Source organism: Bacteroidota bacterium, assembly GCA_016713765.1.
GTDB lineage: Bacteria > Bacteroidota > Bacteroidia > AKYH767-A > 2013-40CM-41-45 > Pollutiaquabacter > Pollutiaquabacter aromativorans.
This window is the reverse complement of record JADJON010000001.1, coordinates 2033840-2045763: the sequence shown is the minus strand read 5'-3', so window position 1 is coordinate 2045763 and position 11924 is coordinate 2033840. Positions and strand designations below refer to the sequence as shown.

Annotated in this window: 6 protein-coding genes and 1 pseudogene; 2 read left to right on the top strand and 5 right to left on the bottom strand. The window is 53.4% G+C overall.

Annotated features, from left to right (window positions below):
- Positions 1-171 precede the first annotated feature (171 nt).
- From IPJ96_07795 to IPJ96_07780, 4 genes are all read right to left on the bottom strand, one after another.
- Positions 172-2217 (bottom strand): gliding motility-associated C-terminal domain-containing protein, encoded by a 2046-nt coding sequence (locus IPJ96_07795; GenBank protein ID MBK7910251.1) that lies wholly within the window; start codon positions 2215-2217, stop codon positions 172-174.
- A 90-nt stretch (positions 2218-2307) separates the two neighbouring features.
- Complete coding sequence (locus tag IPJ96_07790; GenBank protein MBK7910250.1) at positions 2308-3603, bottom strand: insulinase family protein; 1296 nt, start codon at positions 3601-3603, stop codon at positions 2308-2310.
- A 4-nt stretch (positions 3604-3607) separates the two neighbouring features.
- The gene (locus IPJ96_07785; protein MBK7910249.1) at positions 3608-4849 is read right to left on the bottom strand and encodes an insulinase family protein; all 1242 of its coding nucleotides are present in this window, start codon (positions 4847-4849) and stop codon (positions 3608-3610) included.
- 10 nt (positions 4850-4859) lie between these two features.
- Complete coding sequence (locus IPJ96_07780; protein MBK7910248.1) at positions 4860-5810, bottom strand: nitronate monooxygenase; 951 nt, start codon at positions 5808-5810, stop codon at positions 4860-4862.
- 145 nt (positions 5811-5955) lie between these two features.
- Here IPJ96_07780 and IPJ96_07775 point away from each other — a divergent pair.
- Positions 5956-6944 (top strand): annotated as a pseudogene (locus IPJ96_07775) (NTP transferase domain-containing protein).
- Between the two features lie 39 nt (positions 6945-6983).
- A complete protein-coding gene (locus IPJ96_07770; protein MBK7910247.1) occupies positions 6984-8252 on the top strand; it encodes a serine hydroxymethyltransferase in 1269 nt (422 codons plus the stop codon).
- A 73-nt stretch (positions 8253-8325) separates the two neighbouring features.
- On the opposite strand, the gene IPJ96_07765 is transcribed toward IPJ96_07770, so the two are convergent.
- Entirely contained in the window at positions 8326-11847 is a 3522-nt protein-coding gene (locus IPJ96_07765) for an immune inhibitor A (protein ID MBK7910246.1), read from the bottom strand.
- Positions 11848-11924 lie beyond the last annotated feature (77 nt).

The following is an 11924-nucleotide window of genomic DNA, read 5'->3' as shown; positions in this document are numbered from 1 at the left end:
GAAAAAAAGTTGCACGCAAAGGTAGGGATTTATGGGGAGATGTGGTGGGGGAATTTTTGGAATAGTGAATAGTGAATAGCGAATAGCGAATAGTTATTAGTTACTAGTTACTAGTTACCAGTTTCATAGCTTTTTCCGGTTTGATGATCGGATTTGAACGGTCTTTCGAAATCAGCGGATGAGGGTGATGGTGCCGAGTTTGCGGCGCTTTCCTCCTTCGGGGCTGTTGTACTCGATCAGATAAATGTAAACGGCGGGTGGCGCGAGTTTTCCGTTGCTTGCACCGTCCCAGGATTGCTGTGGATTATCGGATACGAATATCTCCTCACCCCACCGGTTGAACACGATAAACGTGTACCCTTCCGGGTTGACAAAGCCGTTGAACGGACGGAAGGTCTCGTTGATACCACCTCCTGGATGGAAGGCGTTTGGAATAAAACTGAAGGGTTCCTGATAAACGCACACTTCGTTCGAGCGGACGGAATCGAGGAAGAAATACGGATTACCCGCTCCTTCGATGGCTTCAATGATATAGCAGAACTCGCCGTCGCTCAGAAAATCCCGGAGAACAGAATCCCGGTATTCCGCTGTAGCACCGTAAGGAATGGTGGCGATTGGAAATGCTTCAACGGTTCCGTTGATCCGCCTGTAAATATCGAACCGGTCGATCCCGCCAAGCCAGTCGCCATACTCGGTCCACGAAACGAAATTGGTAAAGTCACCTTCTGCCGCAGCGGTAGCCACCATGGATCGGCTGACCTGCGACTCTTTGGCTTGTAATCCGCACGAATCGATGGTAACGATCTTGTAGTACCATACCTGCTCCGTGCTGGGGTTATCGAAGAACACCACCCGATCGGTTCCATCGTCCGATTTGAAGGCAATGCTGGTGAAAGGACCTGCTGCCGATGCGGCACGGAGTAATTCATATCCACTGACGGGGCTGACCGGATCCACATACCCTTCAATCCGGATCGTATTCTCCTCCAGCACGCTCACCTTTCGAATGTAGGAGTACGCGGGCGGCGGCGGAAAGACCGGTGTGATGCATTTGCGGTAACTGGTGGATGTCCGCGTCGTATTCGAGGGGTCGATCGCGCGAACCTTATAGCAATAGTTGGTCCCTGAAACGATGTTGGTATCCCGGAACGAACTGCTGTTCCCGGTGGCAATCAGGACTTCCGGGCCACCGTTGGCGGAACGGTAACATTCATAGACGGGCGCCACGCCCCAACCTCCATAGGAAGTGCAGAGGATCTCAATAGCTTTTTCACAGATCAGGAACGATACCTGCACCTGCAGGGAACTGTGCATCACACTTTGCGCCGACTGATTGCCGCAACTGTCGACGGCTACGATTTTAAAGTCGCGTGGCGCGCCGGTGCCATCGATCCCGGAATTCAGATACGTCGTTCCGATGCCGAAGGCCGTGTCCAGGGGTGTCCAAACCGGAGCGGATGAGGATCCGGTATTAATTTGAATCTCATAATAACGCGTATCCGGTGAAGTATTCTGCGACCAACCCATTACGATGTTACCGGCACCATCGACCGACACGGAATCGAACTGTGGTATCTCCGGCGGCAACAAGTCGCGGAAATTCTCTCCATCCCGGTTGGATCTGGAAGTACAACCGCCTTGATCCGCCACTTCAATCCGGTAACGCACGGTGTCGTTGCAGATGGCGATGAGGTCGTTATAGGTCATCGGGCGAACGCCCAGGCTGGCATCCACCGAATCAATAAGGGTGAAAATACCTGTAGGAAATTCCCGGTAGAGTCTGTAGTAAACCGAATTGGTCGCAATAAGGGGATCTCGAAGCGTATTCCAGTTCATGACCGCGAAACCGGAATTAGGGTTGATCACATTCAGAAAAATCGCCGAAGCGGTATCGGAAAGAATATCCGGAGCACCCGAAGCGGATTTGAATGCGAGATAATACCAGGCGGGATTGGTGTTCGCCAATGCAGTGGCATGCACTTCGCTGGTGTCCCCATAAATGAAAATACTGTCGATCGGGCTAAAAGGACCTGCAGCAGACGTGGAGTGGTACAGATAATAACAACGAAAATCCGCCGGTGAAAGTCCGTTCCTGTCCCAGGTTACGGTTACGTCGCCCGTGTTACCGACACTGAGGCAACGCACATGAAATTGCTGTGCGACCCCGGCTAGTGGAAGCCCGAAAAAGAACAACAGTAACAGCCGGATCAACCTCATGAGGACAAGCCCTAAAGGTACGCTTTCCGGTCGCGCGGGTCAACGGAAAGGGGGCGAATGGCCGAGGGGATGTGGTAAAAACGCTCCTTTTCAGCGTTTACCAACCACCAATTCGGTGAACGAATCCGGCTTCCAAACGCGTCTTGCAAGCTCCAGCAATTCCGCCGGAGTTACCGACTGCAGCACCTTGATGTAATGCGTGTAGTAGTCGTAGTCGAGTCCGTTAACGACCAGGGTCTTACTTCGATCCAGTAGTGCGAACGGTCCGTCGATTCCTTTCAAGAAATTACCCAGCAAGAAGTTGCGTACCATGGCCAGTTCCGATTCAGGAACAGGATCGTTGCAAAGCCGGTCGATCTCGAAATAAATCTCTTTCAAAGCCGCTTCGGTCACATCGGCCCCGACTTCCGTAGAGATAAAGAAGTAGCCTGCTTCTTTCATGGAAACCAGCGCGGAACCGATCCCGTAGGTATAGCCCTTATCTTCACGAATGTTTGACATGAGCCGCGATCCGAAATAGCCACCCAAGACCGTGTTGAGTACCGACATGGCGGGGTATTCAGGATCCGAGCGACGGAACAGGGGTTTTCCGATCCTTATCGCCGACTGAATGGCGCCAGGTTTTTCCTGGTAGTGCTTTTGAGTTGGATCAAGCATGGTGACTCCTCTGCTTTCCGACATTGATTCCGATGTCTTCCAATCGGAATCGCCAAAATGCTGGTCCAACAATTTTTCCAGGTCCGCAGGCAGTTTTCCGGCTACGAAGATGGTGCAGTTGTCATTGGTATAGTGTCTGCGCCGATATGCTTCCAGTTCCTCCCGATCAAGCTGCAGATAGTGTTCGGCTGAAACGTAGAATCCGTATGGATGTGCTTGCCCGAACAAGAGCTGTAAAAAGCGGCGACGGGCGAGTGACTGTACTTTTTCATTTTCCACCGTGAGCCGTTGCACCTGGTTCTGCTTGTAGATGCCGAGTTCGTGCTCAGGGTAAACGGCGTCTGCGAAGAGTTCCCGAACGATGGGTAGCATCTTGGGCAAATGCTTGTTCAGCGTGTAGAGCACGATTGAAACGGTGTCGGGACCTTCTTCCGTTTCGAGGAAGGCTCCGAAATAATCGATCTGGTCCGCAATCTCCTGCGCGCTTTTCTTCGATGTACCTTCCTGGAGCAGGCGATTGGCGGCATTCTGGAGTAATGGCCGTTGAGGGTCGAACGATCGAAGCCTAAACAACCACTCTATCCTGACCAGGTCCTGAAAACCGGCATTGACGGTATATACCGGGATGCCGTTGGTCAATTTAACCTGTCCGGCTTTCTGTACGTCAAGTTTGGTGATCGGACGAAAATCAGGTGCAAGGGTGCGGTCGGGTGAAGTCATCAAATTCATACGATCAGTTTCGTTCTGAGAAGTAGCGAAGAACCGATACGTTCTTCTTGTTGAATACCTGCTGTGCCTGTTGCTGCACCTGAGCAGCGCTGACGGCCTGAAAAAGCCCGAGTTCCGTATTGATCAGTTCCGGATCCCCCATGTACTCGGCAATGGCCAGGTTGAGCGCACGACCGGAGAGGTCCATCTCGGAAAACTCGAGCGTACTTTCCACCTTGTTCTTTACCTTTTCAAGTTCCGTTGCCTCTACCGGCTGGGCCGTCAGGCGGTTCAGTTCTTCCCAAACCGCGGCTTCCGCATCTTCCATCTTCACGCCTTTGACCAGTTTGCCCTCGACGACAACAAGGCCTTTATCGAAATCACCGGTACCATAAGCATGGACCTCGCTGAAAAGCTTCCGTTGCTTGACGAGCGCATTGTAAAGACGCGACGATTTACCACGCGACATGATATCGGTCAACAAGTCCAGCGCATAGAATTCCGGATCCAGTCGCGAGCAACAATGAAACGCCATATACAAAGCATCGTACGGAACTTTGCGGTTGACGGACAATTCACGCGTGGTATCCTGTACCGGTTCGACAGGATAAGGATGCCGAGCACCCATTTTCCGATCGATCGTTCCAAACCATTTATCAGCAAGCGAAAAAACCTCGTCGGCTTTTACTCCACCGGCAACGACCAGGATGGCATTGTCAGGTGAATAATAGCGTTGGAAGAAATCCCGAACATCCTGCAAGGTAGCTTCTTCGATATGGCTCACCTCTTTTCCGATGGTTGCCCACTGATACGGATGCACTTTATAGGCAAGCGGCCGCAGGAGCAGCCAGACATCACCATAAGGTTGATTGAGGTAGCGTTGCTTGAATTCCTCGATCACGACGCTGCGTTGCACTTCCAGGCTTTTAGGCGTAAAGGCCAGGCTGAGCATGCGATCACTCTCCAGCCAGAAGGCCGTTTCGAGGTTGTTCGCAGGTAGCGTACAATAGTAGTTGGTGATATCGTTATTCGTGAAAGCATTGTTGTCGCCTCCGGCCAATTGAAGCGGGCTGTCGTAATCGGGAATGTTGACCGAGCCGCCGAACATCAGGTGCTCGAACAAGTGCGCGAATCCTGTCCGGTTCGGATCCTCGTCCCTTGCCCCGACTTTGTACAAGAGATTCACCGTTGCGAGTGGAGTGGCCGGGTCCTCGTGGACGAGCACCGTCAGACCATTATTCAACGTCTTTCGTGTATACTGGATCATAGTCGTTCTATCAAACTTCCATTGCAGCGATACGTCGCTGCGCCTGCCGAAATTCCTCCCATACCTGGCGGACAATATCTCCTGCCGGCTGAATAGACCGGACTGCCGCAGCCACTTGCCCGATCTCCAGTTCCCCTTCCTCCATATCACCCTCGAACATTCCCTTTTTCGCCCGGGCACGACCGAGTAATTCTTTCAGTTCCTCCGCAGTTGCACCCCGTGTTTCCGCCGCCTCGACGGCTTCGGAGAATCTGTTGCGCAACAGACGAACAGGGGTCAGTTGTTTCAACATCAATTTAGTGTCGCCTTCGGATGAATGAATGAGCGCCTGTTTGAAGGCAGCATGTCCCGACGACTCAACCGAAGCCACAAACCGGGTTCCCATTTGAACACCTTCAGCGCCCAGTGCAAAACAGGCCATCATGCCTTCACCATCGGCAATCCCGCCGGCCGCGATCAAGGGCAATGCTGTTGCCTTTCGGATCATCGGGATCAGGACCAGGGTGGTGGTTTCTTCCCTGCCGTTGTGTCCGCCGGCTTCAAAACCTTCGGCAACGAGGGCGTCGACACCTGCTTCTTCGCACTTCCGTGCGAACTTGGTATTGGCGATAACGTGTACCACCTTGGCACCCCCTTCTTTCAGGAATGTCGTCCAGGTTTTCGGATTTCCGGCAGAGGTGAATACTACCGGAACACGTTCTTCACGGATAATGTTCATGTGCTCCTCGATGTTCGGGTAAAGCAGGGGAACATTCACTCCGAACGGGCGATCCGTTGCCGCCTTGCATTTCCGGATGTTCTCGCGCAGAATCTCGGGATACATGGAACCCGCTCCGATGATCCCGAGTCCACCGGCCTGGCTGACCGCGGCTGCAAGTTGCCAACCGCTGCACCAGATCATACCCGCCTGGATGATGGGATATTGAATTCCAAATAGTTCTGTAATCCTGTTTTTGAACATACGGGTTTAACATCCGGGGCAACTTTCCCGGGAGGAAGGAGTCAAAAGTACTTACTTTTATCCCCCGGAATCAGGCCCCGACAGCCCAGCCATCAACAATCTGTTGGTGGAACCTGAATCATCCTGTTCGGATTAAGATTGACCAATGAAAGTACTCATTCCCGTTGCCGGTATCGGAAGTAAGTTGCGACCGCATACGCATACGCAACCGAAAGCGCTGGTACCCGTAGCCGGCAAGCCGATCCTTTCCCACATCGTCGACAATCTGATCGAAGCGGGTATGCGGGAGTTCATTTTCATTGTAGGCTATCTGGGTGATAAGGTGGAAGAATACATCCACTCCAATTATCCCGGCATCATCAAGCATTTCATCATCCAGGAACCCCGGGAAGGAACCGGCCATGCGGTTTGGCTCGCCCGTCACCTGGTAAACCCAGGCGACGAACTCGTCATTGCACTTGGTGATACGATCTTCGATGTGAACCTGCGGGAGGTGCTTTCCTCAGAAACCTCTGCCCTTGCAGTCAAGCGGGTCGACGATCCGCGGACCTTTGGTGTTGCCGAACTTGATGAAGACGGATTCATCCGCCATGTCAGGAGAAACCGCCTATCCCGAAATCCAACCTGGCATTGGTCGGGCTGTACAAGATCCGGGAGTCGCAGGAACTCATCCAGGCACTCGACGAGATCATCAACCGCAACCAGCGGACGCAGGGTGAATATCATCTGACCGATGGTATTGAAGTCATGATTCGCAACGGCGCGAAGATCAGAACCTTTCCGGTCGAGAACTGGTACGACTGCGGCAGCAAGGAAAGCCTGCTGGAGACCAATGCCGTGTTGCTTAAAAAAGTAATACCGGCCCATCAGTATCAATTTCCGAACACCATCATCATTCCCCCGGTCAGCATCTCGGAACATTGTCGCATCAGCAATTCAATCATCGGACCCAACGTGTCGATCGGCGATCATACGATCGTCCACTACTCGATTGTAAAGGAATCGATCATTGGCTCTTACAGTGAGATCCGGAATGCGGTCCTTCATCATTCGGTGATCGGCAGCGATTCATCGCTACACGGATTGAGCCAGTCGCTCAACCTCGGCGACAGTACCGAGATCGATTTCGGATAATCCAGACAACTACGCAATCGTCTTCGAGACGATCCACTTATGGAAAAAGACAAAGAACTCTTCGCCCTAATCGCGAAAGAAAAAAAACGACAGCAGCAGGGAATCGAGCTCATCGCCTCCGAAAATTTTACAAGTAAACAGGTCATGGCCGCCATGGGTTCGTGCCTGACGAATAAATATGCCGAAGGATATCCCGGCCGCCGTTACTACGGCGGCTGCGAAGTCGTCGACCAGGTAGAACAACTGGCCATTGACCGGGCCAAGACCTTGTTCAACGCGGCATGGGTCAATGTACAACCGCATTCCGGCGCTCAGGCCAACGCCGCGGTCATGTTGGGCGTTATTCAACCGGGTGATACCATCCTCGGTTTCAATCTAAGTCATGGAGGTCACCTGACGCATGGATCGCCGGTGAACTTTTCCGGCAAGATCTACCGTGCCGTACACTATGGCGTTCATCCCGATACCGGCCGGGTCGATTACGATGAAATGAAAAAGGTCGCGCTGGCCGAACGTCCCAAACTGATCATCGCAGGCGCATCCTCCTACTCTCGCGACTGGGATTATGAATTCATGCGCCGCCTCGCGGATGAAGTCGGAGCCTTGTTGCTCGCCGACATCTCTCACCCCGCCGGTCTCATCGCCCGCGGATTGTTACGTGATCCGTTGCCGCATTGTCATATCGTTACTACCACTACGCACAAGACCCTGCGCGGCCCACGGGGCGGTATGATCATGATGGGACAGGATTTCGAAAACCCCTGGGGCCAGAAGACTCCCAAAGGCGAGACCAAAATGATGAGTGCGGTACTCGACGGAGCCGTTTTCCCCGGCACACAGGGCGGACCACTCGAGCACGTTATCGCCGGCAAAGCAGTCGCCTTCGGCGAAGACCTTCAAGACGATTACCTGAAGTATTGCGTGCAAGTCGTGAAGAACGCACAGGCCATGTCGCATGCATTCATGGAACTCGGTTACAAGGTGATCTCCGGAGGAACCGACAATCACAGCATGCTGATCGACCTGCGCAGCAAGGATCTGACCGGGAAGCTGGCGGAACAGGTACTTGGCAAAGTCAGCATCACGGTTAACAAGAACATGGTGCCCTTCGACGACAAGTCACCCTTTGTCACATCCGGCATCCGGATCGGCACCCCGGCCATGACCACCCGCGGCATCAAAGAAAAAGACGCCGTGCGCATAGTACAATTGATTGACGAGGCGTTGATGAATCATGATAACGAAACGAAGCTGGGCAGCGTCCTGAAAAAAGTGCATACGCTTACCGACAAGTTTGTGTTGTACTGATTACACACTTCCTTAAAACCAACCATTGACCCGATTGAACTTGTCCATTGACAATGTCAGTCGGGTCGATTGCTTATTGGACGATCAGACGGCGGTAAAGGCGCCTTCCGTCAACATCCACGGAAATGATATAAATACCAGGAGACAAACCGGTCAGCGGAAGATCGATCCGATCCGGGCTTTCCTGCGCATGCGGAAGCGACAAAACCTGACCGCGAACATCCGTCAACTGCACCGAACACCGTCCGATGCCTTGACGGAAGACGAGGCTTGCGCTCGTGGTTGCAGGATTCGGATAGGGTCCTGATACGATGTCATCGAAATTCGGCTCATCGAGACCGATCGTACAGGTAGCAACGGGGCTGAAACAAACCTGATCGATCGCCCAACCGTTCATTTGAATCGAAGCATCAGAACCGAAACGGAAACGGAAGACGATTTCCGATGGTTCATCCAGCACCAGGTCGTGACTGGCCGGTGTCCATTGCGCAACTGAACCAGTGAATCCTGCGACGGGAGGCAATCCAAGTCCGGTTATATAGCCGGCATTGAACCAGCCCGGATCACCGGCGGCGCCCAGGGTCTGCCAGGTCCAACCGCGATCAAGACTGTACTCCACCGTTCCTCCGTCCTGGAATTGTTCCGTTTCCAACATGTGCTGAAAGCTGAACCGGTAACATCGACCGGAGTCGGCAAGGAATACCGGCGTATAAAGAGCGCATTCCGTTTGTGCTTCATACGAATCGTGCAGGCCGGTCACCCAGGCATTGTTACCGTTGAAGGCTCCGCTCCAGCCTGGTTTATCCGGCGAGCCGTATTGCCACTGGTATTGCCAGGCACGCGTCAGGGGATCCAAACTCAACCAGGCAGCCTGGGTTCCGTCGAAGTCGTCGCACCAATTGGTGGAGCCGACGGACGTGAGACTGGTGTCCAGGATGCCCGAGAAAACCTTCAAGGTATCATCGGCGGGCCATGCTTCTGCCGGGGAAGTAGCGGATGCAATGACGGTTACTTCATGCCCACCGGGAGGGGCTTGCCAGAGCGATGAAAGCTGGATGGTAGCCACCTGCCCGTTTCCGATCGGTGTGGGCAAGGTGCAGTGTTGTTGATGGAAGAGTGAATCGTCGATCAACACGCGAAGATCAAATTCACTTACCGGCAATGCGCCCGAATTCCGGACACGGCATTGCAGAGCAGCCGGCAATACGGGATTGATCGGATCCGGCAACCCGTTCACCGCTTCCGGTGAAACGGAATGTGCCGGCGATGCCTCGAGTCGAATGTCATCGATCGACCAGCCGTCGACTGCCACTGAGTCATCCGATTGAAAGATGAACCGGAACTGGACGAGTGTCTGGGCATTCGAGTAAGCCGGCATCCAATACACACTTTCTCCCCAGGCGCCGGAACCGCCGCTCCATCCCGGCTGTCCGCTGGAAGCCAATGCCGCAGTATTGTACCAATTGATCCCGAGCGGGTCGTTTCGCTGACCGAGCGTGGACCAGGTCATTCCACTATCCACCGAAACCTCTACCCGACCGCCGTCCGCTCCGCTTTGGGTATTGAACCAATGATTGAACTTCAAACGTGGATTGTACCATCCCCGCAGATCGAAATACGGTGTGTACAAGACAGCAGTCACTCGATCCGGGTAGGAACCGCTTCCAGGCAGATTCCAGGCATTCATACCGGAAGCCGCACTGGTCTCACTGGAAAAAGCCGGCTTACCCAGAGACCAGTTTTCGGAAGTATCGGCAAACAAGATGGCAGATTCCAAATCGTCCGTGAACGGCAAGGTGCGGGTCGGGATACCGAAGAGTTGAAGTGAACGGGAATCATTCAGGTTGTCTCCGTCGGAGGGCACAGCGGATTGTATCGTCAACTCCGACGGACCTTCCGGAAGTCCAATCGTGTCGATCGTCCAGTCAGCGGCAGCGCCCGGTTGCAGTACGCCAGAATACTGGAAGCTCCTGACCAACGTACCGAGTTCGAGTTGAACGACAGGATCCTGCAAATCGGTGGAGCCGGTATTCCGGATCCGGATGTGTATGGAATCCGGGAACGCAGCCGCCGCGAAACGATGGCTGACGGAGACGTCATTGATGGACAAATCTATTCCCGGAGCAGGTTCCAAACGAAAGTCATCGATCCGCACGCCCGAAGCCACGTTACTTCCATCCGTTGACAAATGAAACCGGAATTGCACCAGGCCAACCCAACCATCGAGCGCTGAAAGCAGACAACGACTGTTCCTCCATTCAGGCAGGAGTCCAGACCATCCCGGTCCTGCCTGGAATGCAGACAAAGCGGCATGATCGTACCAGTTTTCGGTATTCTCATCGCCGGGCTGACCGACCGGCAGCCAGTTCAGGCCACCATCCAGGGTATATTCAAGCCGAAATCCGTCGTATCCAGATTCGGTTTCACATTGCTGCAAAAAGCTACATCGTACATTTCGCTCTCCGTTCCATTGGATAAAGGGGGAATACAAACTGGCATCCGTATGGGTGAGATAATCTCCACCGGGACTATCATCCCAATGAAAGGAAGAAGCACCCGAAGAATCCGGAACCAACGTCCAGGTGGAACCCGGATCGGTAGCCCAGTCATCCGGGCTTGCCATGAATTCGTCGGCAAAAGGCAATTGCATCCGTGCGAGTCCCCGAAGCGAACAATTTAAAGTATCATTGGACCGATCGCCATCGGAAGGATTAGAAAGAAAGCAACTCAGGTAAAAATCTCCAGCCGGCGGTGTATAGTGCCATTGCAAAGTGATGGTATCTTCCTCTGATGGCCCCAGGGTGATATTGATATTCTCTGAGAAGAGCATGACTCCATCGGTCGTGAAGTCGATTAAGACATTGTTGATCGAAGAAGCCCCGACATTCCGAACAATCGCCTGGATGCTATCCGCTACGCCGGCGACGACATACCGGTCAGGTCGTAACAGGTCCCGCAGTTCGACATCGTACGCGGAAGCTTGTTCTATCGAGAAGTCATCTATGGAGCAACCGGCGCTTGGAACAGAATCGTTTGAGGTGAAAACGAACCGGAACCGCACACTGCCGATGTAGTTGTTGAGCAGCGACAGCCGATACTCCGATTTCTGCCATCCGTGTGAATCCCCTGACCAGGCGGGCAATCCTGAAGCCTCAATATTGTTGCGCGTAAACCAGTTCTTGCCGTTGGCATCGCCGGATAGACCGAGGACCAGCCAGGTAGAACCATCGAGCGAATAGTCGATCCGGAAGCCGTCGAAATAATCCTCACACGACCGGTTCTGCCAAAAACTCAAGCGGCAATTCAGATCCTGATTGAAGTCAAAGGCCGGAGAGTACAGGTAGCAAACCGTACCGTCGGTAACCGCTGAATTCAGGGCGACATCCCAGGCTTCTGCGGGAGAATGAGCACCGGTAGTAATACCATAGGCCGGAGTGCCGAGTTCCCATGCACTTCCCTGATCGGAATACGCTGTCCACAGTGTATCAGAAGTGAAATCGGTCGCATACGGTAAGGCAACAGCACCTGCGCGTTCCGTCCATTGCAGGAGTGTCGCTCCGAAGAGCAATAAAAGATAAAAAAGCCTTCGACGCATCGTCACGATCCGGCAATTGCCGGCCACAGAAGATACGTCCCCGGAGGAGGTGAGTTGGGAAAAACTATGCTTAACAG

Excerpts from the sequence above, each read along its gene's own strand:
- IPJ96_07795 (MBK7910251.1), bottom strand. The coding sequence starts at position 2,217 with ATGAGGTTGATCCGGCTGTTACTGTTGTTCTTTTTCGGGCTTCCACTA.
- IPJ96_07790 (MBK7910250.1), bottom strand. The coding sequence starts at position 3,603 with ATGAATTTGATGACTTCACCCGACCGCACCCTTGCACCTGATTTTCGT.
- IPJ96_07785 (MBK7910249.1), bottom strand. The coding sequence starts at position 4,849 with ATGATCCAGTATACACGAAAGACGTTGAATAATGGTCTGACGGTGCTC.
- IPJ96_07780 (MBK7910248.1), bottom strand. The coding sequence starts at position 5,810 with ATGTTCAAAAACAGGATTACAGAACTATTTGGAATTCAATATCCCATC.
- IPJ96_07770 (MBK7910247.1), top strand. The coding sequence starts at position 6,984 with ATGGAAAAAGACAAAGAACTCTTCGCCCTAATCGCGAAAGAAAAAAAA.
- IPJ96_07765 (MBK7910246.1), bottom strand. The coding sequence starts at position 11,847 with ATGCGTCGAAGGCTTTTTTATCTTTTATTGCTCTTCGGAGCGACACTC.